The sequence below is a fragment of the Nocardia sp. NBC_01327 genome (assembly GCF_035958815.1).
Lineage (GTDB): Bacteria > Actinomycetota > Actinomycetes > Mycobacteriales > Mycobacteriaceae > Nocardia.
Genome location: NZ_CP108383.1, coordinates 5,698,331 through 5,724,453, shown reverse-complemented (window position 1 = coordinate 5,724,453; position 26,123 = coordinate 5,698,331). Strand labels below are relative to the sequence as shown.

22 protein-coding genes and 1 pseudogene are annotated in these 26,123 nt (G+C 68.3%); 11 read left to right on the top strand and 12 right to left on the bottom strand.

What is annotated here, in order from left to right:
* Positions 1-4: 4 nt before the first annotated feature.
* Positions 5-973, bottom strand: coding sequence for a 5'-3' exonuclease (locus OG326_RS26465; RefSeq protein WP_327139823.1), 969 nt, complete (start codon positions 971-973; stop codon positions 5-7).
* Between the two features lie 179 nt (positions 974-1,152).
* Between OG326_RS26465 and OG326_RS26460 the strand changes: the two genes are divergently transcribed.
* Entirely contained in the window at positions 1,153-3,726 is a 2,574-nt protein-coding gene (locus tag OG326_RS26460; RefSeq protein WP_442790829.1) for an alkaline phosphatase family protein, read from the top strand.
* A gap of 16 nt (positions 3,727-3,742) precedes the next feature.
* Here OG326_RS26460 and OG326_RS26455 read toward each other — a convergent pair whose 3' ends face one another.
* The 3 genes from OG326_RS26455 to OG326_RS26445 form a co-directional block, all read right to left on the bottom strand.
* Entirely contained in the window at positions 3,743-6,517 is a 2,775-nt protein-coding gene (locus OG326_RS26455; RefSeq protein ID WP_327139821.1) for a helix-turn-helix transcriptional regulator, read from the bottom strand.
* A gap of 365 nt (positions 6,518-6,882) precedes the next feature.
* Positions 6,883-8,319 (bottom strand): MFS transporter, encoded by a 1,437-nt coding sequence (locus tag OG326_RS26450; protein WP_327139820.1) that lies wholly within the window; start codon positions 8,317-8,319, stop codon positions 6,883-6,885.
* Between the two features lie 93 nt (positions 8,320-8,412).
* The gene (locus OG326_RS26445) at positions 8,413-8,781 is read right to left on the bottom strand and encodes a nuclear transport factor 2 family protein (protein WP_327139819.1); all 369 of its coding nucleotides are present in this window, start codon (positions 8,779-8,781) and stop codon (positions 8,413-8,415) included.
* Positions 8,782-8,920: 139 nt separating this feature from the next.
* Here OG326_RS26445 and OG326_RS26440 point away from each other — a divergent pair, with 139 nt between their 5' ends.
* Positions 8,921-10,048, top strand: a complete 1,128-nt coding sequence (locus tag OG326_RS26440) for a M24 family metallopeptidase (protein ID WP_327139818.1) — start codon at positions 8,921-8,923, stop codon at positions 10,046-10,048.
* A 54-nt stretch (positions 10,049-10,102) separates the two neighbouring features.
* On the opposite strand, the gene OG326_RS26435 is transcribed toward OG326_RS26440, so the two are convergent.
* The gene (locus tag OG326_RS26435) at positions 10,103-10,531 is read right to left on the bottom strand and encodes a PPOX class F420-dependent oxidoreductase (protein WP_327139816.1); all 429 of its coding nucleotides are present in this window, start codon (positions 10,529-10,531) and stop codon (positions 10,103-10,105) included.
* A 100-nt stretch (positions 10,532-10,631) separates the two neighbouring features.
* Here OG326_RS26435 and OG326_RS26430 point away from each other — a divergent pair, with 100 nt between their 5' ends.
* Both OG326_RS26430 and cbiE read left to right on the top strand, forming a co-directional pair.
* Positions 10,632-11,393, top strand: a complete 762-nt coding sequence (locus tag OG326_RS26430; protein ID WP_327139815.1) for an SDR family NAD(P)-dependent oxidoreductase — start codon at positions 10,632-10,634, stop codon at positions 11,391-11,393.
* A complete protein-coding gene (cbiE, locus tag OG326_RS26425) occupies positions 11,390-12,631 on the top strand; it encodes a precorrin-6y C5,15-methyltransferase (decarboxylating) subunit CbiE (protein WP_442790828.1) in 1,242 nt (413 codons plus the stop codon). The genes OG326_RS26430 and cbiE overlap by 4 nt, the downstream gene beginning before the upstream one ends.
* 37 nt (positions 12,632-12,668) lie before the next feature.
* Here the strand turns inward: cbiE and OG326_RS26420 are convergent, their stop codons facing one another.
* On the bottom strand, positions 12,669-12,857 hold the full coding sequence (locus OG326_RS26420; protein WP_327139814.1) for a hypothetical protein: 189 nt from the start codon (positions 12,855-12,857) through the stop codon (positions 12,669-12,671).
* Between the two features lie 204 nt (positions 12,858-13,061).
* On the opposite strand from OG326_RS26420, the gene OG326_RS26415 reads away from it, so the two are divergent.
* Both OG326_RS26415 and OG326_RS26410 read left to right on the top strand, forming a co-directional pair.
* Positions 13,062-13,625, top strand: coding sequence for a TerD family protein (locus OG326_RS26415; RefSeq protein WP_327139813.1), 564 nt, complete (start codon positions 13,062-13,064; stop codon positions 13,623-13,625).
* A gap of 137 nt (positions 13,626-13,762) precedes the next feature.
* A complete protein-coding gene (locus OG326_RS26410; RefSeq protein ID WP_327139812.1) occupies positions 13,763-14,113 on the top strand; it encodes an STAS domain-containing protein in 351 nt (116 codons plus the stop codon).
* Between the two features lie 29 nt (positions 14,114-14,142).
* Here the strand turns inward: OG326_RS26410 and OG326_RS26405 are convergent, their stop codons facing one another.
* The gene (locus tag OG326_RS26405) at positions 14,143-17,907 is read right to left on the bottom strand and encodes a SpoIIE family protein phosphatase (RefSeq protein ID WP_327139811.1); all 3,765 of its coding nucleotides are present in this window, start codon (positions 17,905-17,907) and stop codon (positions 14,143-14,145) included.
* A gap of 69 nt (positions 17,908-17,976) precedes the next feature.
* On the bottom strand, positions 17,977-18,555 hold the full coding sequence (locus tag OG326_RS26400; protein ID WP_327139810.1) for a gluconokinase: 579 nt from the start codon (positions 18,553-18,555) through the stop codon (positions 17,977-17,979).
* A 133-nt stretch (positions 18,556-18,688) separates the two neighbouring features.
* Between OG326_RS26400 and OG326_RS26395 the strand changes: the two genes are divergently transcribed.
* The 4 genes from OG326_RS26395 to OG326_RS26380 all read left to right on the top strand — a co-directional run bounded on the left by OG326_RS26395 (position 18,689) and on the right by OG326_RS26380 (position 20,952).
* Positions 18,689-18,862: a CsbD family protein gene (locus OG326_RS26395; RefSeq protein WP_327139809.1), complete on the top strand. Its 174-nt coding sequence runs from the start codon at positions 18,689-18,691 to the stop codon at positions 18,860-18,862.
* 529 nt (positions 18,863-19,391) lie between these two features.
* The gene (locus tag OG326_RS26390) at positions 19,392-19,655 is read left to right on the top strand and encodes a hypothetical protein (RefSeq protein WP_327139808.1); all 264 of its coding nucleotides are present in this window, start codon (positions 19,392-19,394) and stop codon (positions 19,653-19,655) included.
* 176 nt (positions 19,656-19,831) lie between these two features.
* A complete protein-coding gene (locus tag OG326_RS26385; RefSeq protein ID WP_327139807.1) occupies positions 19,832-20,302 on the top strand; it encodes an FAD-dependent monooxygenase in 471 nt (156 codons plus the stop codon).
* Between the two features lie 29 nt (positions 20,303-20,331).
* Positions 20,332-20,952, top strand: a complete 621-nt coding sequence (locus OG326_RS26380; RefSeq protein WP_327139806.1) for an aromatic-ring hydroxylase C-terminal domain-containing protein — start codon at positions 20,332-20,334, stop codon at positions 20,950-20,952.
* A gap of 55 nt (positions 20,953-21,007) precedes the next feature.
* Here the strand turns inward: OG326_RS26380 and OG326_RS26375 are convergent, their stop codons facing one another.
* Genes OG326_RS26375 through OG326_RS26365 form a run of 3 tightly spaced genes read right to left on the bottom strand, consistent with a single transcriptional unit; the run spans position 21,008 to position 24,385 of the window.
* Positions 21,008-22,264: a lipase family protein gene (locus tag OG326_RS26375; RefSeq protein ID WP_327139805.1), complete on the bottom strand. Its 1,257-nt coding sequence runs from the start codon at positions 22,262-22,264 to the stop codon at positions 21,008-21,010.
* 2 nt (positions 22,265-22,266) lie between these two features.
* Positions 22,267-23,103 carry an alpha/beta fold hydrolase gene (locus OG326_RS26370; RefSeq protein ID WP_327139804.1) on the bottom strand — a complete coding sequence of 279 codons (837 nt, stop codon included), beginning with the start codon at positions 23,101-23,103 and terminating at the stop codon, positions 22,267-22,269.
* Between the two features lie 25 nt (positions 23,104-23,128).
* Positions 23,129-24,385, bottom strand: coding sequence for an MFS transporter (locus OG326_RS26365; protein WP_327139803.1), 1,257 nt, complete (start codon positions 24,383-24,385; stop codon positions 23,129-23,131).
* A 361-nt stretch (positions 24,386-24,746) separates the two neighbouring features.
* On the opposite strand from OG326_RS26365, the gene OG326_RS26360 reads away from it, so the two are divergent.
* Positions 24,747-25,214 carry a hypothetical protein gene (locus tag OG326_RS26360; RefSeq protein WP_327139802.1) on the top strand — a complete coding sequence of 156 codons (468 nt, stop codon included), beginning with the start codon at positions 24,747-24,749 and terminating at the stop codon, positions 25,212-25,214.
* Between the two features lie 79 nt (positions 25,215-25,293).
* Here the strand turns inward: OG326_RS26360 and OG326_RS26355 are convergent.
* Positions 25,294-26,112 (bottom strand): annotated as a pseudogene (locus tag OG326_RS26355) (dolichyl-phosphate beta-glucosyltransferase); the annotation flags it as partial.
* Between the last annotated feature and the right edge of the window lie 11 nt (positions 26,113-26,123).

Below are 26,123 nucleotides of genomic sequence, written 5' to 3'. Positions count from 1 at the left end.
GTGATCAGCGTTTGGCCAGTGCGGCGATCAGCCGCTTGACCGGGCTCTCGGCGTTGTAGGCGACGCCCAGCGCCAGCAGGTCCTCCGGATCGGCGGGCTCCCGCGCCAGCTCGTCATTGCGCGAGAATTCCACCGTGGCATCGCGTACCACGCGCACGACCGTGGTGGCGGCCTTCAGATAATCCTCCGCCGCAACGAGTTTCGCGCGCACACCCTTGGCGAGATCGGAATCGGGATCCGCGGCGGCCGCGCGCAGGGCCTCGATCGAACCGAATTTGGTGATCAGCTGGGCGGCGGATTTGTCGCCGATGCCCGCGACACCGGGCAGGCCGTCGGAGGCATCGCCGCGCAGGGTGGCCATATCGGCGTAGGCGATGCCCGCATTCGCCTCCGGCACACCGTATTTCGCGGAGACTTCGGCCGGGCCCCAGAGTTCGGCCTTGGCCAGGCCGCGGCCGACGTAGAAGACCTGCACCCGCGGGGCAGGGGAATCGCGGACCAGCTGCAGCAGATCGCGGTCACCGCTGACGACGATCACGTCGGTCTCGCGTTCCACCGTGGCGAGGGTGCCGATCACATCATCGGCCTCCAGGCCCGCCGCACCCGCGGTGGCGATGCCGGCGGCCGCGAGCACCTCCATGATCATGTCCACCTGCGGGGTCAGCGTGTCCGGAACCTCTTCGGCCACAGGGCCGACGGCGCCCGCGGGCTCGGTGTCGGCGACCCGCTGCGCCTTGTAGGACGGGATCAGGTCGACCCGGAACGCCGGCCGCCAATCCAGGTCCAGGCAGACCACGAGGCGGCTGGGGGCGTGCTGTTTGACGAGCGCCGCGACCATATCGGTGAAGCCGCGCACGGCATTCACCGGTTGCCCGTCGGGTGCGGTGATCTTCTCGGGAATCGCGTAGAAGGCGCGGAACCAGAGGCTGGCACCGTCGAGCAGCAGCAGGGGACCGGTGGCGGGGGCGCTCATACGCCAGACGGTACCGCGCAGCCCCGACACGGGGGCGGGTGCCGTGCCGAGCTCGATGCGGATACGCCGTGCAGCCGCTAGGGTCGCGTCTCGGGTCACGGTGGGTTCGTCAGTGAGAAGCCGGATGGAGAGTTATGGATCGGCGAAGTTTTCTGCGGAACCTCGGGACGGCCGGGACGATGTCACTGTTGCCCCCGAGTTTGCTGGAGGCCTGGGCGGAGGCGGCCCCGGCGGGTGGGCTGGACCGCATCGAGCATGTGGTCGTGCTGATGCAGGAGAACCGTTCCTTCGATCACTACTACGGCACGCTGGCCGGGGTGCGCGGATATTCGGATCTCAATGCGCTGCAATTGCCGAGCGGCCGGTCGGTCTTCCATCAACCGCAGGGCGAGGGCTACGTGCTGCCCTTCCGCACCGAGCTGGAGAACCTGGCGGGCTGTGATCACACGGCGGACACCGGGCACCGGGCCGCCGCCGACGGCCGCTGGGACGGCTGGATCGAGGCCAAGGGCACCGGGACCATGGCCGGGTACGGCCGTGGATCGCTGGAGTTCTATCACCAACTGGCAGCGGCGTTCACGCTGTGTGATCGCAACCACTGCTCGGTCAACGGCCCGACCGATCCGAACCGGCACTACCTGTTTTCCGGCGTGGTGAAGAACCCGTACGCCTTGGAGAATCTCGACTCGATGCTGCAGCAGACGCTGTATGCGACACCCGAACTCACGCCGTGGATCGAGAGTCAGCCGATCGGGGTGGTGGTCGATGTGATCGCCGCGGCGCTGCAGGGCGCGGCGGGGGTACCCGCGCCGCTGCTGAAGGCGCTGGAACCCATTATCGGACTGTCGGTTCCGTCGGCGCTGTTCTCCTTCGCGGCGCTGCAGGCTCCCGACGGCCGGGAATTGCTGGAGGAGGCCATTACCGGATTGCGCCCCTCGACCTATGCCGAACGCCTGCAGCAGGCCGGTGTCGGCTGGCAGGTGTACCAGGAGTGGGACAACTACGGCGACAACTCTCTCGAGTACTACGCCACCTTCCGCGCGGCGGCGCGAAATGCGTTGAAGTACACCGACACCGGCAAGGGCGGACCGTTCCGGACGTTCTATGGGTACTACCAGCAGTTGCTGGGTGCACCACAGCTCGCGGACGCCATGGATGCGGCGCTGCGGCGGGGCATGGCCGAGCTGTCGGAGCAGGAGCGGGCGCTGGTGGAGCGCGGACTGCTGCGCGCACCCGCCGGGACGGTGGCGACGGCGTTCCGCGCCGATGTCGAATCGGGGCGGCTGCCGAAGGTGTCGTGGATCGTGCTGCCCGAGGCGCAATCCGAGCATCCGGTGTGGGGGCCGCGCAACGGTCAGGCGGTGGTGCGCGATCTGCTCGCGGCGATCAGCGACAATCGCGCGGTGTGGGATCGGACCGTCGTGATCATCAATTACGACGAGAACGACGGCTATTTCGACCACATTCCCGCACCGACGCCGCCGCCCGGCACCGCCGGCGAATACCTGTACGGATTGAATCTCGGTCTGGGCGCACGGGTTCCGCTGCTGGTGGTGTCGCCGTGGAGTAAAGGGCAGGTCTGTTCGGAACTGTTCGATCACACCTCGGTGGTGCGGCTGCTGGAGCGGGTGACCGGGGTCGAGGAACCGAATATCAGTGCGTGGCGGCGTGAGATGAGCGGGGATCTGACCTCGGTGCTCGATTTCTCCACTGCGGCGGGCCCGGTGTTGCCCGATGCGCGGTCCTCCGCTCCGCAGTCGAGTCATGGTGCACCGCAAGCTGTTCCGGCTGTTCAGCAGCTGCCCGCACAGGACGGTGGCAGCGTCGCACGGGTGCCGCTGCCGTACCGGCTCGGTGCGCGGGCACAGGCGCAATCGGGGGCGATCACCGTCACCATGGACAACGGTGGCACGGCGGCCACGCAGTTCGCGGTGTACCCGAATGCCTTCGTGGACAACTTCACTCCCGCTCGCTTCGATGTCTGTGCCGGTGGCAGTGTGGCGGGCGATTTCACCGCTCCGGCCGGGCGATACGACTACACGGTCTATGGTGCGGACGGGTTCCAGCGGCGCTTCGCGGGCGATCTGACCGCGCCCGGCGCGCCGCTCGAGGTGGCGGCGAAGGCGGCCGTGTCCGGCTCTCGCACAGTCGAATTCGCGTTCGCCAATACGGGTGCGCAGGCGGCGAGGTTCACCGTGGTTTCGAATGCCTACCGCGCCGACGGTCCGTGGCACATCGACGTTCCGGCGGGGCAGGCGCGCAGCTGGACCCTCGGATGCGATGCCGCCGCGGAGGGCGCGGGCTGGTACGACCTGTCGGTCACCGCCGATATCGATGCCGGATTCCTGCGCCGCACACGCGGTTTCGTGGAGACCGGTGCGCGTGGCCGCACGGCCGACGACGCCGCGCCCTTCGATCGGCTGCTCGCGGATCGGTCCATGTACGAGGCGGGCCGCGATCTCGTGGTGACGTATGCGCTGGCGGGTCCGATCACCGGGCATCGGCTGGCCGTCTACGCCGAGGGTGCCGCCGCCCGGGAGGTGCCGTCGACACCGCCGCTGTACACCCTGGACCTGCCCTCCGGCAGCACCGGCGATCAGGTCGTCATGTCCCTGGGCGGGTTGGTGCACGCCGCGGGAATCCAGTTCGCCGCCGGGGCCGTCGCGGCTCCGGCCGCCGGAAACTACCTGCTGCATCATCTCGATGGCGCAGGTCGCGCTCTGGCGTGGCCGGTCCGCTTCCGTGTGTTGTGAGTCCCGGTGAGTCAGCTCATTCCAGTTGTGCGGCAAGCTCTTTGAGCTCACCGCGAGAGGTGATGCCGAGCTTGGGATAGGCCTTGTAGAGGTGATAGCCGACGGTGCGGTGGCTCAGGAACAACTGGGCGGCGATATCGCGGTTGGACAGGCTCTGAGCCGCCAGGCGCACGATCTGCAACTCCTGCGGGGTCAGTCCGGCCACGGCGCGGTCGCGCGGCCGCTCCCCGCCGTCGGACACGCCGGTGGCGGTCAACTCGTTGCGGGCCCGCTGGGCCCAGGGCGCCATGCCGAGGCGCTCGAAGATCGCCAGGGCCTCGGTGAGCTGTGTGCGGGCCGGGGCCTTCCGTCGTTCCCGGCGCAGCCATTCGCCGAAAAGCAGTGCGGTCCGGGCGTATTCGGCAGGACGGGCGTCGATGTCGTGGAGTGCCAGGGCCTCGGTGTACAGCCGCTCGGCCCCCGCGTCGTCGAGCAGGGCGCGGCAGCGCAGGACGAGGGCGTCGGTCCAGGGCTGCCGCACCGATTCGGCCCAGCGTTCGAAGCGGGCCAGCGGTGCGGCGGCACGTGCGGGCGCTCCCACCCGCACCGCCGATTCGACCAGGTCCGGAATGGATCGCAGCGAACTGAACTGATGGTTGAACGGCTCCCGGCTCAGGCGCTCGAAGCGCAGCAGTGCGGCCTCGGCGCGGCCCAGTCCGAGTTCGAGCATGCCGAGCGCCCAGTGCGCCCACGGTGCGCCGGGTGCGCCCAATCCCGTGGAGTCACCGGCCATTCCGGCGGCCGCGAGGTCCCGGCAGCTCTGCTCCTGCCCGCTCAGTGCGTGCAGATAGGCGAGCACACTGCTGAGCTGGCTGACCCAGTGCTGCTGTCCGGTATCGCGGGACAGCTCCAGGGCCTCGCTCGCGGCGGGCAGCGCGGCGCTGAGGCGGCCGGCGAAACCGTCGATGTCGGCGGCGAAGCCCAGCACCGTCGGCAGCCTGCCGGCCGCACCGGTGCTCCGGCATTTCGCGATCAGCGTGGTCGCCAGCATATGGGCCTCGCGATCCTGGCCGCGGGCCATTGCCACCGCCGCCAGCATGACCTGCACCTGATCCGAAACCTCGCCTCGGACACGGATTTCCGCGAGGGTGTCGGTCAGCGTCAGCGGTGGCGCACCGGGCCCGGAGTCCAGTATCCGGGCGACGAACGCCGCCACCGGGATGAGCGGGTGCTCCTGCGGGAGGTTCAGATTCCGCAGGCGGCGCTGTGCCTCGACCAGTGCGGGTTCGCCCAGATGCCACCCGGTGTGGACGGCCTGCACCAGTTGCACCGCGGCCTGGCCCGGATCGGAATCGGCGATCAGATCCGCGCCCTCGAGCAGCAGCCGGTGTGCGGACGGGAAGTCGCGCTGCCAGAAGCTCGCCAGTGCCTGGACGTGGAACAGTTTGGCGCGCACCGCATTATCGTCCGTCTGGCCCGCCGCGCGATCGGCCAGGCGGCGGGCGCGTTCGAGATCGCCTGCCTCCAGCGCGGATTGGGCGGCCAGCGCCTCGCGGCGCGCCCGGAGCTCGGGCTGCACACTGAGCCGGGCGGACCGCTCGTAGGCCGCGGCCGCCGCCTGATATCCGCTGCGCTCACGGGCACGGGCCGCGGTGCGCTCGAGCAGCTCGGCGACCTCGGCATCGGGTCCGGCCGCCGCCGCGGCCAACTGCCAGGCGCGCCGGTCGACATGCTCGGGGGCGAGCAGGGCGTCGGCGAGGGCGCGATGCACCGCCAGCCGCCGCCCGAGCGGGGCGCGTGCGTACACCGCCGCGCGAATCAGCGGGTGCCGGAAGGTGATTGCCGCATCGGCACTGTCACCACCGCCGACCGGCCGGAGCAGGCCCGCGCTTTCGGCCGGAGCCAGATCGTCGATATCGAAGCCGAGCAGCTTCGCCGCATGCAGCACCACGGCGGGTTCGCCGGTCTCCTCCGCCGCGACGATCAGCAGGAGCTCCCGGGTCGCCGCGGGCAGGCCGCTGACCTGGCCGTGGAAGGCCAATCGCAGTCGATCGGTGAGTGGCAGGGCGTTCGCGTGCAGATCCGGAGACGGCTCGGCGGCCATCGCGATCGGCAACTCCCGCAGGGCAAGGGGATTTCCGTGCGCCTCGGCCAGCAGCCGGTACCGCACGGCCGGTCCGAGGTCGCGGCCGTCGAGCAGTGCGGCCGACGCCTCGGGCGACAGGCCGGTGAGGCGATGCTCGGGCAGGCCGTCCGCGGTGAACGTCCCCTCGCCGTGACGGGCGGCGAAGATCATCACCAGACCCTCGGCATACAGCCGGCGCGCGGCGAACAGCAGCGCATCACGCGAGGCGTGGTCCAGCCAGTGTGCGTCGTCGATCAGTACGAGCGCGCCGGACTCGCCCGCGTAATCGGCGAGCAGCGAGAGCACCGCCAGTCCGATCAGCATCGGGTCCCGGCCGGTCCCCGTACTGAATCCGAGCGCCGTCTCCAGCGCGGCGCGCTGCGGTTCCGGCAGCCGCGCGAGGCCGCCCGTGCCGGGCTGCGGCCGGAGCGCTCCCAGAGCGGGGCGCAAGAGCAATTGCAGTCCGGCGAAAGGCAATTCGGCCTCGACCTCGATGCCCGCGCCCCGCAGTACTCGCAGCGATCCCGCCGCCGCGGCCGCGTGGTCGAGCAGTGCTGATTTGCCGATGCCCGGCTCCCCGCGCAGCACCAGGGCCGCGCTGCCGCCCTCGCGAGCGCCCTCGAGCAGTGCGCCGATCGTGCCGACCTCAGATTCCCTGCCGCGCAGCTCCACCACGGCATCATGCACGACCGTGCCAGAGTTTCACACCCGTCAATCATGAGGGCGGCTGTGGGCAGGGCACGCGGCTCGCCGCCCGATCCCTGGCACGACCTCGGCGCCTGGCCCTGATACGACTCGGCCCTGATACGACTCGGCCCTGATACGACTCGGCCCTGATACGACTCGGCCCTGATACGACTCGGCCCTGATACGACTCGGCCCTGATACGACTCGGCCCTGATACGACTCGGCCCTGATACGACTCGGCCCTGACACGACTCGGCCCTGACACGACTCGGCCCTGACACGACTCGGCCCCGACACGACTCGGCCCCGAGACCTCGGTCTCGGGGCCGAGCTCTCCGGGCGAAGTGTGCTGTCGTAGTTCAGCTTTACCGCCGTGACCGGGGCAGCAACTGCACCAGCGCGGCGGTGAGCAGGCAGAGCAGGGCCATCGGCACCAGGCTCGAGACGAAGGCCGGTCCCAGCTCCGCGGTGCCGCCGAGCCGGTCGTAGAACACGATCCCGACCACGGCGATCCCCACCGCGCCGCCGACCTGCTGTGCCGTGGCCAGCACACCACCCGCGGAGGCGGCGTGCTCTGGCGGTACGCCCGCCAGCACGATGCCCGGTACCGGCACCACCGCGAAACCCATTCCCGCACCGGCGAGTACGAGCCCCGGCAGCAGCCATCCCAGGGCGACGTGCCCGTCGGCGTGCTCGATCACCGCGGCCAGCAAAACGAATCCCGCACCCTGCAGCACCGCACCGAGCGTGATCACCTGTCGTCCGAGCCGTGCGGTGAACTTCTCGGCCACCACCGAAGTGAGCATGTACGGCCCGCCGATCGCCAGGAACAGCGCACCCGAGGCCAGCGGCGACATGCCCCGCCCCTGCTGCAGATACAGCGCCAGGAACAGGAAGAACGACCCCATCGTCATCTGATAGGCCAGCGAGAGCGCCACGCCCACGGTGAACGAACGATCCCGGAACAGGCGCGGATCCACCAGCGGTGCGGCGCCGCGAGCGGCCAATCGCCGCTGGTACCAGGTGAATACGCCCAGCAGCACCGCGGCGGCGGCCAGCGACAGCCAGGTCCACACCGGCCAGCCCTGCGCACGTCCCTGGATCAGCGGCAGCACCAGCGCGACGAGGGCGGCCAGAATCAGGCCGACTCCGGAGGGGTCGAGCCGAGTGCCCGCGCTGCCGCGTGACTCGGGGACCAGTCGCCGCAGCAGCACCAGGGCGAGCACGGCCACCGGCACATTGATCCAGTAGATGGCCCGCCAGCCGAGCCCGAACAGGTCGGCCTGGATCAGCGCGCCGCCGATCAACTGGCCGAACACCGCCGCCAATCCCATGGTCAGGCCGTAGGCGGCGAAGGCGCGGGCCTGCCGAGCCCCGGTGAACACTACGCTGATGATGCCGAGCACCTGCGGCATGAGCAGTGCCATGCCCGCGCCCTGCACGACCCGCGCCGCGATCAGCTCACCGGTGCCGCCGGCCATGGCGCACACGATCGAGGCGAGAGCGAAGATCGCCATGCCGAGCCCGTACATGCGGGCCCGTCCGTACATATCGCCCAGCCGTCCGCCGGTGATCAGACCGGCCGCGACGGCCAAACCGTACCCGGCGACCACCCACTGCATGGCAGCGCTGCTCGCATGCAGATCGGCCTGGGTACCCGGAATGGAGACGTTGACGATGAAGAAATCGAGCATGGCCATGAAGATTCCGGCCAGCAGAACGAGCAGGGTGCCCCACGAGGCCTGACCGGGCGTCGCCGGCGCCGGTGCGGTGACCGGGCTCTGGAGAGTCGATGACGACATGACAGAGGTCCTCAATCTTCGAAAATCGAATGCTTGCAGGTCTTTTCGTGCGGGCGCCCCGCATGCGGGGCGCCCGCGGTCACAGCGGAAGGGTCAGAGACCGGCCGGAACCTGGTCCAGGAAGCCGTGCACCTGGCTGATCCGGCCGTCCTCGGCCAGGACCGCCACATCGAATCCGATGACCAGCGGCTCGGCGCCGGGCCGCCCGAGGTTCCAGGTGAATCGGGCGATGTTGTGATGGGCGTCGACCGCCCCGCCGGAGCTGAACTCCAGCCCGGCGAACTGGCCCTGCACCGCGGCGATGGTGGCCGCCAGCCCGTCGTGGCCGCGCACCGACACCAGCGGATCGATGTATTCGGCGTCCTCGGTGAACACCTCGGCGACCAGCGCGGCCCGGGCGCTCGGGTCGGTGGCGTTCCAGGCGCTCAGGTAGCGCTCGACCAGCTCGTTGATATCGCTCATGGCGTGTCTCCCTTGTGATTTCGTTGTGTCGAACTCGACGACCACAACGTTAGGAAGATCCGGACGGTCGGGAATCTGTCGTCCTTAGGTACTGACTACCGAATCGAATGCCGCGGAGGCGCCGGGTAACGTCGGGGGCATGAGCTCTCATGACGAGTCACGGTTCACAGCGGACGTCTACGGGGTACGACTGGAACGGGCGGCCGAGTTGACCCGGGCCGCCCATCTGGACGCACTGCTCATCACCCCCGGCCCGGATCTGCAGTATCTGATCGGGTCCCGGGCGCAGTCGTTCGAGCGGCTGACCTGCCTGGTGGTGCCGGCGTCGGGGGAGACGCCGTCGGTGGTGATTCCGAAGATGGAGTTGGCGGCACTGGCCGGGTCCGCGGCCGGTGAACTGGGGTTGCAGGTCATCGACTGGGTCGATGGTGTCGATCCGTACGCGCTGGTGAAGTCGGTGCTCAATGCCGGTGCGCGCACCGCGGTCGACGATGCCATGCCCGCCCTGCACCTGCTGCCGATCGCAGACCGGCTCGGCCGGCTGCCGGTGTCGGCGACCCCGGTGCTGCGCGAACTGCGAATGCTCAAGGACCCCAGCGAAATCGACGCATTGCGGCGCGCGGGCGCGGCCATCGACCGGGTGCACGCCCGCATGGGTGAATTCCTGCGTGCCGGCCGCACCGAGGCCGAGGTGGCCGCCGATATCACCGCCGCCATCATCGAGGAGGGCCACACCCACGCCGCCTTCGTGATCGTCGGCAGCGGCCCGCACGGCGCGGATCCGCACCACGAGGTCTCCGATCGGATCATCGAGGACGGGGATGTGGTGGTCATCGATATCGGCGGGCCCGTGCAGCCCGGCTACTTCTCCGACTCCACCCGCACCTACGTGCTCGGGGAGCCGTCCGAGGAGGTGGCGGCGCAGTTCGCGGAGCTCGAGCGCGCACAGGCCGCGGCCGTGGCCGCCGTGCGTCCCGGGGTGACCGCGCAGTCCATCGACGCCGCCGCGCGTGATGTGCTCACCGCCGCCGAGGTGGGCGAGTACTTCGTGCACCGGACCGGGCACGGCATCGGCCTGTCGGTGCACGAGGAGCCCTATATCGTCGCGGGCAACGATCTGGTCCTGGAGGCGGGCATGGCCTTCAGCATCGAGCCGGGCATCTACTTCTCCGGTCGGTGGGGCGCGCGCATCGAGGACATCGTGGTGGTGACCGCGGACGGGTGCGAGTCGATGAACAAGCGACCGCACGGACTCACGCGGTTGTAGGACAGACCTGTCGAACACCGGCCCGCGCTGCCCAGAGCAGTGCGCGCCGGATGTTCACTGCTCGGCGGTTGCCGCACCCGCTTTGAGCACGCTCGCAGACAGCACGCGCTGCACGGTGATGGCGATGACCACGCGGGTCGGGTTGACCCGGGGCTGCCGGTACCGGCCCGCATAGCGTTCGACGGCGTCGGCGACCGATTCCGGATCATCCAGCACGGCGGCCGGGCCCTCGAGGGTGATCCACCGGCGGCCGTCGACCGAACTCACCGCCGCGTACCCGCTGCGCCGCGCATTGCGCGCCTTGACCGACCCGCCGTCGCAGATGATCCGCGCGATCCCGGCTTCGGGATCCCAGGTGAATCCGACCGCGGCCACATGCGGGGTGCCGTCGGCGCGCAGGGTCGCCAGCGTCGCCAGATGCCGTTCGGTGACGAATTCGGTGGCGGCGGGCGAGAGTTCGGGGCGCGTCGAAGTGCTCGGCATGGCACGACCGTAGCAATCGCGGCGTCCGGTCCGTGCGGCGCGTGCGGGTCGTGCGCCTTGGCGCGCCGGGCGGTCCGTGCCGGATGGCAGACTGTTTGCCATGGGATTGGGATCGCGGGACGCCGATGCGGGCGTCGTCCTCTTGCTGGGTGGACGTAGTGAGATCGGGCTCGAAGTGGCGCGGCGGCTGGCGCCGGGGCGAGTGGTGGTGCTGGCGGCGCGGCGCAGTGGCGAGTTGGGGCCGCAGGAGTCGGAATTGCGGGCGGCGGGTGCGGATGCGGTGCACCGCGTGGAATTCGACGCGGACGATTTCGCGAGCCACCAGGGGTTGCTGGAGAAGGTGATCGCCGAGCACGGACCGCTCGGGGTGACGGTGCTGGCCTTCGGTGTACTGGGGGATCAGGCTCGCGCGGAACGGGATCCGGCGCATGCGGTGGCCGTGGTGCAGACCGACTACGTGGCACAGGTGAGCGTGCTGACCAGTCTCTCGCAGCTGCTGCGCGAGCAGGGGTCGGGCCAGATGGTGGTCTTCAGTTCCATTGCCGGTATTCGGGTGCGCCGCGCCAACTACGTCTACGGATCGGCCAAAGCCGGGCTGGACGGTTTCACCAACGGTCTGCAGGATGCCTTGCACGGCACCGGAATTCACCTGCTGCTGATCCGCTCCGGATTTGTCGTCGGCCGGATGTCGGCGGGTATGGAACCGGCGCCGCTGTCCAGTACCCCGGATCAGGTCGCCGACGCGGTGGTGCGGGGACTGTACCGGCGTTCGCGGGTGGTCAATGTGCCGCGCACCATCAAACTTCTGTTCATCGCCATTCGCTTTGTGCCGCAATCGCTCTGGCGCCGGGCGCCGCGATGACCGAGATGCCCGCGCTGACCTGGTCCGGCGACCCGATCGTGGTCGCCGGAATCGGCGCCGACGGCTGGGACGGGCTCGGCGGCGCGAGCAGGCGGGCCATCACCGCGGCGCAGGTGCTGCTCGGATCGGAGCGGCAACTGGCGCTGGTGCCCGCCGCGGAGAGCGCCGCCGAGCGGGTCGCCTGGCCCTCGCCACTGGTGCCCGCACTGCCGGGATTGCTCGAAAGATATGCGGGCGTGCGGGTGTGCGTGCTCGCCAGCGGTGATCCGATGTTCTACGGCATCGGCGTGACCCTCGCCCGGCTGGTGGGCGCACCGGCCCTGCGCGTGCTGCCGCAGCCGTCCTCGGCGGCCCTGGCCTGCGCCCGGCTGGGCTGGGGGCTGGCGGACACCCCCGTGGTGAGCGCGGTGGGCCGCCGTCTGGAGACGGTGCTCCCCGAATTGGCCGGCGGGCGGCGGATTCTCGTGCTCAGCTCCGACGAGCACACCCCAGCGCAGCTGGCGGAAGCACTGGCGCGCAACGGCTTCGGCGAGTCCACCATGACCGTGCTCGAACAGCTCGGTGGTCCGGGGGAGCGGCTCGCCGCCGGGGTGGCGTCGACATGGGAACGGCCGCCCGGTGATTCGCTGAATATCGTCGCCGTGCAGTGCGTCGCGGATCCGGCCGCCGTGCGCCTCACCCGCCTGCCGGGCCTGCCCGATGAGGTCTACAGCGGTGACGGTCAGCTCACCAAATACGAGATCCGCACCCTCAGCGTGGCCGCACTGGCCCCCGCCCCCGGCGAAGTGCTGTGGGATGTCGGCGGCGGCTCGGGCACCATTGCCATCGAATGGTCCCGCACGCATCCGTCCTGCCGCGCCATCACCTTCGAGCGAATCGAGAGCCGCCGCAAGCAGATCGGCGAGAATGCCGCCGCACTCGGCGTCCCGGGAATCGAGGTGCGCGGCGCGGCCCCCGGGGCATTCACGGATCTGCCCGCTCCGCACGCCGTCTTCCTCGGCGGCGGTCTCACCCAGGAGGGCATGTTCGAAGCCTGCTGGGGCCGTCTGCTCCCCGGCGGTCGAATGGTCGCCAATGCGGTGACCGCCGAATCCGAGGCGCGACTGACGGCGCTGGCCGCTGAATACGGCGGCACCCTGCGCCGATTCCAGGTCTACCGTGCCGAACCGCTCGGCGGATTCACCGCCTGGCGACCGCAACTCCCCGTGACACAGTGGTCGGCGGTCAAATCCGGGTAGTGCGTCGCCGGGGTGCGCCAGGTTTCGGGATGATCGGCTACAGGCCGGGCAGTACGCCGAGCGTGAGAATCGCTCCGGCGAGCGCGCTGCTGGCGATCGCGACAGCGGCGGTCTGATACTGGGCCTGGAGGTAACGGCGCTGGTGAGAGCTGTTCCACGGGGCAGCGCCGGAGTTCGGGTGCACGGTGCGGAACGGGCTCACAAGTCGTTGTTCGATCGAGGTCACTCACTCCCAGTACCCGCGAATCTCGAGGCCAAACCGTCAGCGGCCGGAGATTTTGCGCGCGGTCCGGCGGCCTCGAAGGCCTGTCGCCGAACAGCGATGTGCGCAACCTGTTTCGAGGATCGATCTCCGGGAAAGTCCGCACTGTGGGCAGCTGATCGGATAGGGCTGCGTCGGAACGAATCTCGGATCGGAAGGGGACACTCGGTGTCCATAGCTCTACAGAATATCGATGGTACGACGCTGGAAAGCGTTGCGGTCGCATTGGGTTGGGACCCAGCGGAATTCGGGGTGGTGGAACAGCCCGACGGCATGCCGGTCGAGGTGTTCAGGTTCGACTTGAATTTGGCGGCACTGCTTTTCAGCGGTGATCGACTGGTGGATGTGGTCTTTCACGACCAGCTCATCTCGCAGGACGGATCGGTCCGTCATACCGGGGACAATCAGACGGGTGAGGGCCCGGGGGACAATGAGGTGATCGTCTTCGATCTGGTGCGGATGGCGCCGGAGGTGACCATGGTCATCGTCGTCGTAACCTCGTACACCGGCCAGAGTTTCGCGAATATCGACAATGCGTACTGCCGTTTCGTCGATGCCGGATCCACCGTCGAGATCAATCGCTTCGTGCTGACCGGCGGCACGCATACCGCCCTGGTGCTGGGCCGGCTCTATCGCACGCCGGTGTCCTGGGAGTTCGACGCCATCGGCGCCGGCATTCCCGCACTGCACGTCGCCGAGGTCGTCCCGCATCTGACGCCGTATCTCTCGTAGCCCGGCCCGGGTGATGTGGTCGCACCCCGGCCCGTGGGCGCGGTAGGTTTGATCGATCAACGTTCGTCCGCCGCTCCCCGCAGCGGCGCGGGTTCACGGACACAGTGGAGGTACCAGTGCCGGTCAACGACGATCCTGTGTCACGCATATTGGCTGTGCAGCAACGGGCCTACGGCGCGAATCAGGTGCTCGTGGTCACGGGTGAGGTGGATATGACCTCGGCGCCGCTGCTGAAGTCGGCGCTGGAGCAGGCGCTGGGTGTACATCCGGCGGTGCTGGTCGTGGATATGTCCAAGGTGGAATTCTTCGGTTCGGCGGGTATGAGTGTGCTGATCGCCGCCTCCGACGGTCAGCCGGACACGCTCCGCATCGTGCCCTCCTTTGCCGTGCGCCGTCCTCTCGAGGTGGCCGCTCTGGACCAGCTGCTGGATCTGTTCGACAGCGTGGAGGCGGCGCTGGCCGCCGGTGGCACTCCGCCGGTCGGCTGAATTCCGTTCCGGGACAAGGAGTTCGCGGCTCAGGGCTGCCGGTAGATCAGTAGTGCCACATCATCGTCGGGATTGCCGTCGTCGAGCAGCGACGCGCAGAGATATTCGACAGCCGCAGCGGGAGTGAGCTTCACCGCTTCGGCGAGGGCGGCCGCCGCGCGCGCGATACCGGTGTCGATGATCTCCTGCCGCCGTTCGACGAGTCCGTCCGTATAGAGCAGGAGCAGCGAGTCCGCCGCGATATCGATCGTGGCTTCGGGCCGTTCGCGTCCGATGCGCACGGCCAGCGGCAGCGATTGCGCATCCCGCAGCTGACCAACCGTGCCGTCCGGTGCCGCCAGCAGTGCGGGCAGGTGCCCCGCGCTGCTGTATCGAATGTGCTGCGCGGCCGGATCGATGACCGCGCAGAAGACGGTGGCGCAGTAGGCCCCCGATTGGCGCTGGGCGAAGCGGTCCAGCGCCGCGAGCACCCCGCCCGGCCCGGTGTTCTCCAGCAGCAGCGCCCGCGCGGCACTGCGGAGCTGGCCCATGGCGGTGGCCGCGGGCAGTCCGTGGCCGACCACATCGCCCACGACGACGCCGTAGCGTTCCCCGGGCAGCTCCACGACGTCGTACCAGTCGCCGCCGACCTCCAGGGTCGAACTGGCCGGTTCGTAGCGCACCGCGAAGCCCGCGGGCAGATCGGCGGGTCCCAGAATCGCGCGCTGCAGGGCGAGGGCGACCTGACGCTGCTCGTCACCGGCCCGAGCCCGCCCGAGCGCCCGCTGCAGATGTGCCGTGAGCTGAACCATCAGTGCGCGATCGGCGACGGTGAAGGTGCGTGGATGCCCGAACTCGAACCACAGCAGCGCCTGATCGGTGCCGTCGAAGAGCGGAGCGCCGACTGCGGTCACCGTGGTGGCGTCGGCGCCCGGGGGAGTGACCGTGCACAGACTGCCGGCGCGAGCCAGTTCGGCGGCCTGCCGCGGTGGCAGCTCCGCCCCCGCCGGGGCAGTCGGGCCCGTACCGCCGACGACCCTCGGAGCATCGGGATCCTCGGGCTGATCGAAGTGGACCAGGGTGACGCGTTCGGCCAGCCAGAACCCCCGCAGTTCGGCCAGACCGACCTTCACCACGGTGACACTGTCGTCGAGCCCGGTGATCCGGCCGGCCAGCCGCGCGACAGCGGCATCACGTTCGGCGGTCAGATGCTGCGTGGTGACATCACGTAGCGTGCCGACCAGCAATCGGGTGCCGCTGCGATGGTCCTGCAGCGAGTCCAGCGAGACATCGACCCAGAGCCGATGCCCGTCCCTGTGCCGCAGCGGCAGCACGAAGCGCCCGCGCCCATCGGCCTCGATCACCGCGTGCGCGGCTTCGATCAGCGCGAAACCTTCGGGATCGTGCTCGGCGTCCGGCCACCAGGGGTGCGGCCTGCGCCACGGCAGCCGCGCGGCGTCGTAGCCGAGCAGCTGGGTGAAGCCGTCATTGATCTCGAGGACCGTGAATTCGGTGTCGATGACCAGGAAGCCGTCCTGCATGGCATTGACAAGCGCTGTGCGCCAGGCCGATTCGTGATTTCGCAGGCGCGCCAAATGCAGATTCGAGCGGACCCGCGCCAGCAGATCGGTCGAGGAGAACGGTTTGGTCAGATAGTCGTCGGCGCCGGCCGCCAGCCCCTCGGCGGCGGCTTCCTCACCGGCGCGCGCGGACAGGAACACCACCGGCGTTCCCGCCGTGGCCGGATCGGCGCGCAGCGCGCGCAGCAGCGCGAAGCCGTCGAGGCCGGGCATCATGACGTCCGCGAGCACCAGATCGGGACGAAGACTGCGCGCCTGCCGCAGCGCCTCGTTGCCGTCGGCCGCCAGCGTCACGGTGTACGCCGGCTCGAGCAGGCCCGCCAGATACCTCCGGAGATCGGCATTGTCCTCGGCGATGAGCACGGTATCGCCGTCGGAAGGGTTGCGCGCCAAGGGATTATCCGCATCCCCGGTGGCGGGACCGTGCCACTGCATGGCCTCGGTGACGTAGTCGTCGACAATGCTGTTGGTGGGCGCCCACCGGGTGGGGGTTTCGGTGAAGCGCGCGGGGATGCGCACGGTGAAAACGCTGCCCGTGCCGATCTCGCTCGCTACTTCGGCAGAGCCGTCGTGCAGCTGGGCCAATTCCTGGACCAGGGCCAGCCCGATTCCGGAGCCCTCGTGTGAGCGTCCGTGCGTCCCGCGCACCTGCCGGAATCGCTCGAAGATATGCGGCAGGTCGGCCGCCGGTATGCCCACACCGGTGTCGCGCACCTGCAGTTCCACCATGGTGTCCGCAATCCGCAGGCTGACGTGGATCTCACCTGCCAGGGTGAATTTCACCGCATTGGACAGCAGATTCAGCACGATCCGCTCCCATAGTGCCGGATCGATCAGCACGGCCCGCGGACTGGCCGGGCAGTCGAGCACGAACCCCAGTCCCGCCCGCTCCAGCGCGGGCGCGAACGATTCCGCGATCCCGCGCGTGAGCGCGGCCACCTCGACCGCGACCGGTTCGCAGCGGAGGCGGCCATCCTCGATCCGGCTGAAATCGAGCAGGGTGTCGACCATGCGCCGCAGGCGTCCCGCATTGCGCCGGATGATCTCCACCCGGTCGCGCTGCGGGGGCGGTAGCGGATACCGCCCGTCGGTGAGCGCGTCCTGGGCGGGTCCGGTGATCAGCGCCAGCGGTGTGCGCAGTTCGTGGCTGACACCGGTGAAGAACTGGGTTTTCGCGCGATCGAGTTCGGCCAGCTCCGCTGTGCGGCGCACCTGTGCGGCTCGGGCCTCGGCATCGGCGATCGCGGTCGCCAGGTGCCCGGCCGCGAGATTCAGGAAGCCGCGGTAGGCCTCGTCGAACAGCAGATCCGGGCTGACACCGAAGACCACCACGCCCCGTGGTCGCTCGGGCGCCGCGGCGGCGAGCGGCAGTGCCACCATGGTGTAGGAGATAGTGCCCTGTGCCGCAACGACATCCGGTGTCTGCCGGATGCTGGTATGCGGGATGCCGGAGGTGGCGGTCTGCCAGATCCAGCCCGCGTCCGTGCGCGCGGAGATCGTGTCCGGGAGTGAGCGGGTGAGGGAGGAATCCGCGCCGAAGGCGGCGTGGATATCGGCGTGTTCGCCGTCCTCGCCCAGCAGATAGATGGCGCCGAACGGCACGTCCTCCCGGTGCGCGTCGAGCACCGCCGCCGCCGCGAGGCAGGCCTCGCCCACATCGGCGATCTGCGCCGAACGGGCCTCGCCCAGCTCCCGCAGCATCTGCAAACGGCGCGTGCCGAGCACCTGCGCGGTGGTCTCGGTGACCACGGTCAGCACCCCGCCCACCCCGCCGCCCGCGAGGCGAATCGGGCTGTAGGCGAAGGTGAAATAGACCGATTCGTCGAAGCCGTGCCGATGCAGCGTCATCGGCAGGTCCTGGTGGTACGTGGGTTCGCCGCGGTCGATGACATTGCCGATCATCTCGCCGACCACCGGCCAGGCATCGGACCAGACCTCGGCGCAGGGTTGTCCGAGCGCGGGATGTTTGGCGCCGAGGATCGGGACGAAGGCATCGTTGTAGATCATGGCCAGCTCCGGACCCCACATGATCATCATGGGGAACGGGCAGTTCATGCAGGCGCCGGCGATGGTGCGCAATTCCTGGCGCCAGTCCTCGACCGGGCCCAGTGCGGTCGCCGACCAGTCGGTATCCATCAGCAATCGATTGAGCGGACTCTCGCCGTCGATCGCGAGGACTTCAGCGGGAAAGAACGCATTGTCGCCGGGGGAGGAATCGCCCGCTGGACCAACCACCGCGATGCCCTCTCTCCTCGTCCATGACAGTCCGTTTCGTCCGGTCTGATCGATACCGTGCCAACGCTATCAGTGCGGGTCAGCGCTGCTCGGCCGCCGCAGCCGACCTGCGCTTTCATCGATCGCGGCCAGTGCGGCGGCAGCGATTTCGGGTGGCGGAGGGCCGATTTCGAGGGTGATGATTCCCTCCTCGGGAGTGGGAGCCTCGAGGGTGCCGAGCTGGGAGTCCAGCAGGCCGGGTGGCATGAAGTGGTCCGTGCGGGTGGTGAGGCGGTGTTCGAGCCGGTCCCGGGAGCCGGACAGGTACACAAACGTGAGGTCGGCTCCGGGATGATCGATCATGCTGCGGCGCAGCATGTCTCGATACGAGTGTTTCAGCGCGGAGCAGGTGACGATGCCCGACCGTCCCGCGATTATCTCGCCGGACATCCACTGGGAAATGGCCGCCAGCCACGGCCGCCGATCGTCGTCGGTAAGCGGTTGGCCCGCCGCCATTTTCGCGATATTGGCCGCCGGATGCAGATCGTCGCCCTCCAGGAAGTCCCAGCCCAGAGCGGTGGCGAGCGTGCCGCCGAGGGTGGACTTGCCCGATCCGGAGACGCCCATGACCACCACGATCCGCGGCCGCGCCCTGTCGCCGATTGCCATGAATCCTCCTATTCCCGATGTCATGACAACAGTGGCGTATCTCTCCGCGAGCGTTTCATTCGGCCCTATCCGGTAATTGCCACTGGGACCGGCCGGATAGAGCAGGCCGGTCAGCCTAGGAAGGGACATCGATATGAGTGCGACCGACAAGGCCAAGAACAAGATCGATGATGTTGCGGGCCAGGCCAAGGAGAAGTTCGGCCAGGCGACCGGCGACAAGGAAACACAGCACGAAGGTAAGGCCGATCAGATCAAGGCGAACATCAAGGATGCGGGCGAGAAGGTAAAGGACGCCTTCCGCGACTGATCACCGCGAGAGAACGCGGTCGATCGACCGCCGAAGACCTGCGAAATGCAGTGGTCCCGCCCGGATAATCCGGGCGGGACCACTGGCATCAAATTCGTAAAATATCGGAAACTTCGAAAATTTGCTGCGACCGCCGGTGTTGCCGGCGGCGGTGCCCTCTTTCAGGCCTGCGACGGTGTCGTAGCGGCTCCGTCGGGGTACATCACCTGCTCCCACCAAAGTTCCAGGGGGCTCGGCTCGGGCCAGCTGACGTCGGCACGAGTGCCGGTGTCAGCGACCTGTCCTCTTCCCTGGATCCCACGTGTGGTCTGCATTTCTCTACTCACTCTGGCCATCTCCTGCATTGTGCGCATGATGTTCGCGCCGGACAGTCGGGCAAGACGGGACTTCCCCTTTCTATCACTTCGAAACAAACCTGGAGATTCCGAAGTTGTTGCAGTACACCGTTTCGGACGGCTCTTGCCGGGTATAGCGGCTGGTGGGAGCGCCGCACCCAGAGGTGGGTAATCCGAAGAACGGAGACGGGAAAATGAGAAGCTACGCCAACGATGACTTGCGATTCCGGGGTCGAAGTCGCTCGGCAATTTCCAGTGTTGTCACACTTGTACTGTTCGTATGGCTGATCGTCGGTGCTGTCGCTGCGGGACAGCGGCACTACTACGACAATGCGCCGTCGAACTGCGCGAGCACCGGCACCATCGCGGTGACCATCATCGCCGGCCCGCTGAACTATCTCGGCGCGAACCCGAAGGTCGACAGCTGCCATGTCGATGTACCGCAGCCGAGTCAGTGAGATGACATCGCGCCCAACGTAGCTCGCTGAGGGAGACGTTTGCGGGGAAGGGGGAGTACTCACCCCTTCCCCCTTTCAGCATATAGCGCACACGGGGGCTTGCCGCAAGACCCCGGCACTGCTGCAGAATCGCTGGCCGAAGCCAGAGTCTGCGAATGCGGGGGAGCGATATGCGTGTGACGGACACCGACGTGATCATTGCGGGGGCAGGTCCCGCGGGCCTGATGCTGGCCGGTGAGCTGTGCCTGGCAGGTGTGCGGCCGGTGGTGCTGGAGCGGTACCCGCAGCCCCGCGATACCCCGAAGGCCAGTGGCATCGGCGGGCAGATCCTGAATCTGCTGCGCTACCGAGACCTACTGGATCGATTCGAAGCGGCCGCCAGTGATCCGCATCCGCCGCCCCGATTCCCTTTCGGCGGTGTGCATGTGGACCTCAGGGGTCTGGTCGATCCGCCGCTGCGGGCGGTGGCGATCGCGCAGGTGGATACCGAGCGAGTGCTCGCCGAACACGCCGCCGAACTGGGCACCGAGATCCGCCGGGGACACGAGGCTGGCCGGAATCCCGTTCCCCGGCACCACATATCCGGACGTCAACAGGGTCGGTCATGTCGCCGTGCCCGATACGGTGACCGTTTTCGACAACGGTGATATCGACGCGCCCGGCCTGGGCCGGATCCGTGGGTCGCCCTCAATCTCGGCATGCTCGAGTCGGTGAGATCGAGGGCTGGGCTCCGGCCGGGCTGCTGGACACCTATCACGACGAACGTCATTTTGCCGGTGGCCGTGCCCTGCTGCAGACCCGTGCGCAGGTAGCGCTGCGGCGCGGCGGTGACGCTGCCGCCGAAGCGCTTCGGCAGGTTGTCCAGGAACTGCTCGTCGACGAACCGGCAGTGCGCCGGGTGGGCGCTCTGATCGCAGGGACCGACATCCGCTACCCGCCAACAGGTTCCGATGCTCATGCGCTGGCCGGGGCTTTCGCCCCGGACCTCGCGCTGCATACCGGCGCGGGCGAAACCAGCGTCGCGGAACTCATGCGGTCCGCCCGCCCGGTCTTCCTCGATCTCGCCGACCGGCCGGACCTGCGTGAGATCGCCCGGGATTGGCAGCACCGCATCGACATAGTCGCTGCCACCACCGGGCACCGACCCGCCGATGCGCTGCTGATTCGCCCGGACGCCCACATTGCCTGGGCCGCAGGCAATGACGAACCTGTCGAGACCGCCGCGCCCGCACTGCGCGCCGCGCTGTCCTCCTGGTTCGGGGCGCCGAGGCAGGCGTCGGTGTCGAACAGCCGCTGATCAGGCTGTCACGCAATGCATTACGCGCACTCGTGCTCGTCGGCAGGTGGCTGGATCAGTCGGTGTGGCATCCGGCCTGCTGGGGTACGCCGGCCAGTCGGTCGCTCAGGTAGGCGAAGACGGCGGGTAGTTCGGCGATCGCGGCCGGTGCGTGCTGCGGTACGTCGGTGCGGTGGTAGGTGACGGTCGCACCGGCCGCGCAGTAGGTGCCGATCAAGGCGTCGACCGGTGCGATCGGCAATGCGTCGTCGAGGGTGCTGTGCCAGGCGTACATGGGGACCGCCGGGATGCTCTGCCCGGGATTCTGCTTGGCGGCGGCGGCCGCGATGACAGGGTTGCGCGCGAGATCGGCGGTCTCGGATACGTCGGTGATCTGCCGGAAGGCATTGTCGGTCACGACCTGCTGGACGCATTGCTGTCCGGCCGCGGCGATTGCCGCGCGGGTCGATTCGTCGACCTGCGCGGGGATATTCGACTCCGGGCTCAGGCGGTCCAGCGCCGCGAGGGCGAAGACCGGCAGTCCGACATTCTTGGTGCCGTTGTCCATGGCGATTCCGGCGGCCACGTCGGCGGGTATCCCGCCCGCGGCGAAGCCCGTGAAGTTGAGTTCGGGCGCGTAGCGCGGCTGTATCTCCATCATGGAGACGGTCGCGAACGCACCGCCGGAGTAGCCGAAGGCGGCAAGGGGCGCACTCGGTCCGATCTGCGCAGGCGCGAAGGCCACGGCGGCGCGAATACCGTCCAGCGCGCTGTGCGCCTCCTGTCCTCGGTCGATGAATCGTTCCTGCGGGCCTTCGTAATCGGAGATCACCACTGCCCAATTGTGTTGCAGCAGCAGGGCGGCGATGGGAGCCTCCTGATCCTGGGCATTATTGGTCCCCGCCTGCAGCCCCGCGCGCAGGACGTACGAGGACGCGCACTGGATTCCCAGACCGTCCTCGGCGATCTGATAGCTCACCAGCGGCCGGTAACCGCCGCCGGTCCACGGGGCGTCCGGCACCAGCACGGTGGCGACACCCGTGGTGGGGCGGTTGCCGGCATCGGTCGACTTGTATTGCACCTGCCACACTTTGATGGGCAGTGCGACGCCGAACAGCGCCGATTCCCGGGACCGCAGGATCGCGCCGTTCGCATAACCGCCCAGATCGGCGGGCGCCGCATAGAACGGGTCCACATCCGGAGTGGAGACCGGTTGCGCCCCAGCGGGTTCCGAATACACGACGCCACCGAGGGACAGGGCCGCGACGGCGGCCGTTGTGAGGCACAGCCCGCGCAGGGCTGAATGATGCTGTGGCCGAGAGGTCTTGCACATGATCAGACTCGTTCCGAGGAGGTGACAGCGTTGTCGTGGACGAGAGCGACGATGTCGCTCCACAGTGCTTGCGGGAGTTCATGTCCCATACCCGGGAAGACGGTGAGGGTGGATCCCGCGATGGCTTCGTGCAGCGCCGTGGCGGCCGCCGGGCTGATCAGCCGATCGCCGTCGCCGTGCATGATGGTTGTCGGAACGGTGATTCCGCGCAGCTCGGCTGTGTAGTCGGGCGAGGCGAGGATGGCGGCGGTCTGCCGGGCGGCGCCGTCCGGATCGTAATCGCGGTCGTACATGAGCCCGCCGAGCAGCCGCAGCCACTCGAGGTCGGCGGGATATCCGGGCGATGAGCAGGGCGCCTCGTTACGCAGATACAGTTCGACGGCCTCCGCGCGATCGCGTGCGTGGGGCAGGGCCATCCGCTCATCGATCAGATCCACGCCGGCGAAGAATTCGTGATTGTTCGGCGCGGTATAGATCAGCGCGAGCGAACGGACCAGGTCGGGCTGATGAATCACCAACTCCTGAGCGATGATTCCGCCCATCGACTGCGCCACGATATGCGCCGAGTCGATCCCCAGCGCACGCAGCAGGCCCGCGGTGTCGGCCGCCATATCCCTCAGCAGATAACCGCCCTCGGGGAATTTCTGGGACAACCCGACGTCGCGATTGTCGAACCGAACGACATGGAATCCCGCGCCGGCGAGCGCCTCGCACAGCTCGGCGCGCCAGCCGAGCAGATGCGCTCCCAAGCCCTGAATGAGAAGCAGCGGTGGAGCTTCCGGATTTCCGAAGGTGTCATAGCAGAGGCGAACTCCCTCGGGAGTGCTGACATACGGCATGTTGCTACCTTTCGACGATGGAAGGTCAGCGGATCGAGCGGATCCGCATGATGACGAGCCCGGCGACGAGCGCGCAGGCCGCGCCGAAGCAGAACAGGGCGATATAGCTGCCGAACAGCGTGAGCAGCGCGCCGGCGAGGACCGAGGACAGCACCTGGGGGAGTCCGGTCGCGACCGCGAGCAGGCCGAAGTCCCGGCCCTCGTTCTGCTTGTCCGGCAGGACGAGCGACATGACGGCGAGATCGACGGCGAAATAGGTGCCGATGAACGCCCCGGACAGGAAGGCGTAGACGATCATGCCCGTCCAGGTCGGACTCAGGATCGGCACCAGCATCGAGGCGGCGAGTCCGGCCGCGCTGATCCCCACGAACAGTTTGCGGCGGTCGAGCCGATCGGCGAGCCAGCCGGTGAACATGGCGACCACCGACCACGTCGCCACCGAGATCGTGGACAGCGTCGCCACCGCGACGGCGACATCGCCGCCGGGGATATTGCCCGCACCGATGTAGTCCTGCATCGAGTAGAACAGATAGCCGCTGACGGTGAAGTAGGCCAGGGACAGGCTTGCCCGGCTCAGGAACGCGAGACTGAAATCCGTACTGCGGAATGCCGCGAAGAACGCGCGCACCAGCTCCGAGTGCCGCCGCGTGGTCCGGACCGGTGCGATGACCCCCTCCGACGACGCCTCCCGGGCGCCGAATACCAGTGCCGCACTGGCGATGACGAAGACGAGGGCCAGGATCGCGTAACCCCAGAACTGGCTGACTCGGCTGGCCACATTCACCCCGAGCAGAATGCCGACCGGCGTGCCCAGCCCGATCACCGAGGAGGCGAGGCCGCGTCGTGCCACCGGTACCCGGTCGGGCAGGATCGCCGCGAAGGCGCCCTGATAGAAGTTCGCCGTAAACCACAGGGCCACAACGGTAATCGTCAGCACGACCAGGTCGGCGGCGCTGCCGATGGCAATCAGCAGCACCGCCGACAGCACGGCCGTCACCGCGATCCAGGGTGACCGCCGGCCGAACGGTGACCGGGTGCGGTCCGACACCGCTCCGCCGATCGGCAGCGCCACCATCGAGGCAATGGCGGCCAGTGCGGTGATCAATGCCAGATTGCCCACCTTGGCGGCGGGGTCGAAGGCCTCGACCTGGGCGGGCAGCAGAATCTGCTGCACACCGTTGAAGGCGGCATACATGGCTGTCGCCGCCGGGAACATGAAGGTCAGGAGCCGGCCGAGTCCTGCGGGGCGAGCGAGAGTGGTCGGCACCTCGGCGTCGAGCATGGTTGTCCCTTGATTCGTGAAGTGATGCGGGGCACATCCCGCGAAAGGTGATCCCGGTTACTAATTCGTATTAGTGGAAGGTAGACGCACAACTCGGCAAGCGCAAGAGCCCCCGGTGGGCAACCTCTCGGCGTCTCGGCGGGGGGCTGGGAAGGCGACCGGCTCCGCTCTCCGGAGGCGCCCACCAAAGCTATTGTCTGGCTAGTGAAGTCGCTGTGGCCTGAACGCTGCCTGCCGAATTTCTCACCAGCGGAGAATTCTGTAGAAATCCCAGTCCCAGGATGTGCACAAGGTAAGCCATCGGCCGTGTCATGATCGTCCGATGTCTCGATTTGTCACCTTCTCGGCGATTGCTGCCGTAATGCTGTTCGGCGCCGCGTGTTCGCACGACACCGCCAAGACCACCACCACGACCACAACGGTTGCCCCGACCACGGTCCGGTCGACGACGCCTGCCTCGACCACAGTGATTGCGCCGCAACCGCAAAGCCCGGTGGTTCAGCCGCCGCGCCCGCCCGTGACCACCGCCCCGGCCGTCCCGAAGCCGGTGCCGACCACCGCGCCGTGCGAGGGCACGATCTGCACCAACCCCAACCACGGCGCTGGCCCGGATCCGCAGGAGAACGGCGGCAATGTCATGCCCAATCCCATTGGCGACGGCTCGGTCGTCCCGTGTGAGGGCACGATCTGCACGAACCCGAACCACGGCGCGGGCACCGATCCGCAGGACAATGGCGGCAGCGTGATGCCCAACCCGAACGGCGACGGCTCGACGGTTCCGTGTGAGGGCACGATCTGCACCAACCCGAATAACGGCGCGGGTAACTGAGCCGCCGCGATCGGTTGCTCAGAGCTGTCTCATACCCAGCCGGCAGGTCCGATGTTCGTCAGGCCGCGAAGGCGTGGCTGCCGGCCGGGGTGCGCAGTGGTTCGCGGCCGACGGTCCGGCGCAGTTCGGGCAGCGGGAGTGTGCCGGTGGCGATGGCGCGGCGCAGTCGCCACACACCCCGCAGGTCCTTGCGCGCGGTATCGATGATGTCGACGCGGCTGTCCGGGTCGTCGATCCAGTCCACGGGGACCTCGTGGATGCGCAGGTGCGACCGTTCGGCCAGGACGAGCAGTTCGGTATCGAAGAACCATTCGCCATCGCACACCAGCGGCAGCACCTGGCGGCCGATATCGGTGCGGATCGCCTTGAACCCGCACTGGGCGTCCGAGAACCGTGCTCGCAGTGCGGCTTTCAGAATCAGGTTGTAGCAGCGCGAGATGAATTCGCGCTTCGGCCCGCGCACCACCCGGGACTTGCGGTGCAGCCGCGTGCCGATGGCGAGATCGGAATGCCCGGAGACCAGCGGGGCGACCAGCGGTAGCAGCGCATTCAGATCGGTCGACAGGTCGACATCCATATACGCGACCACCTCGGCGTTCGAGGCGAGCCATGCCGTGCGCAGCGCCCGCCCGCGCCCCTTGGCGTCGAGGTGGACAACCCGCACGGCCTCGAACTCCTCCGAAAGCTTCTGTGCGACCCGCAGTGTCGAATCCGTGCTCGCATTGTCCGCGATCGTGATTCGCGCCGAGAAGGGAAACCCGCCGTCGAGATGCGCCAGCAGCCGATGCACACACTCCGCCAGCGCGCGCTCCTCGTTGTAGACGGGGATGACGATATCGAGCACCGGGGCGGCCATCGTCTGTGCGATGCGCGTGGGGGCGATCAGCAGCTGTGTCATAGGAACTACAT

Coding starts and splice junctions, on each gene's coding strand:
- OG326_RS26465 (WP_327139823.1), bottom strand. CDS start 973: ATGAGCGCCCCCGCCACCGGTCCCCTGCTGCTGCTCGACGGTGCCAGC.
- OG326_RS26460 (WP_442790829.1), top strand. CDS start 1,153: ATGTCACTGTTGCCCCCGAGTTTGCTGGAGGCCTGGGCGGAGGCGGCC.
- OG326_RS26450 (WP_327139820.1), bottom strand. CDS start 8,319: ATGTCGTCATCGACTCTCCAGAGCCCGGTCACCGCACCGGCGCCGGCG.
- OG326_RS26445 (WP_327139819.1), bottom strand. CDS start 8,781: ATGAGCGATATCAACGAGCTGGTCGAGCGCTACCTGAGCGCCTGGAAC.
- OG326_RS26440 (WP_327139818.1), top strand. CDS start 8,921: ATGAGCTCTCATGACGAGTCACGGTTCACAGCGGACGTCTACGGGGTA.
- OG326_RS26435 (WP_327139816.1), bottom strand. CDS start 10,531: ATGCCGAGCACTTCGACGCGCCCCGAACTCTCGCCCGCCGCCACCGAA.
- OG326_RS26430 (WP_327139815.1), top strand. CDS start 10,632: ATGGGATTGGGATCGCGGGACGCCGATGCGGGCGTCGTCCTCTTGCTG.
- cbiE (WP_442790828.1), top strand. CDS start 11,390: ATGACCGAGATGCCCGCGCTGACCTGGTCCGGCGACCCGATCGTGGTC.
- OG326_RS26400 (WP_327139810.1), bottom strand. CDS start 18,555: ATGGCAATCGGCGACAGGGCGCGGCCGCGGATCGTGGTGGTCATGGGC.
- OG326_RS26395 (WP_327139809.1), top strand. CDS start 18,689: ATGAGTGCGACCGACAAGGCCAAGAACAAGATCGATGATGTTGCGGGC.
- OG326_RS26390 (WP_327139808.1), top strand. CDS start 19,392: ATGAGAAGCTACGCCAACGATGACTTGCGATTCCGGGGTCGAAGTCGC.
- OG326_RS26375 (WP_327139805.1), bottom strand. CDS start 22,264: ATGTGCAAGACCTCTCGGCCACAGCATCATTCAGCCCTGCGCGGGCTG.
- OG326_RS26370 (WP_327139804.1), bottom strand. CDS start 23,103: ATGCCGTATGTCAGCACTCCCGAGGGAGTTCGCCTCTGCTATGACACC.
- OG326_RS26365 (WP_327139803.1), bottom strand. CDS start 24,385: ATGCTCGACGCCGAGGTGCCGACCACTCTCGCTCGCCCCGCAGGACTC.
- OG326_RS26360 (WP_327139802.1), top strand. CDS start 24,747: ATGCTGTTCGGCGCCGCGTGTTCGCACGACACCGCCAAGACCACCACC.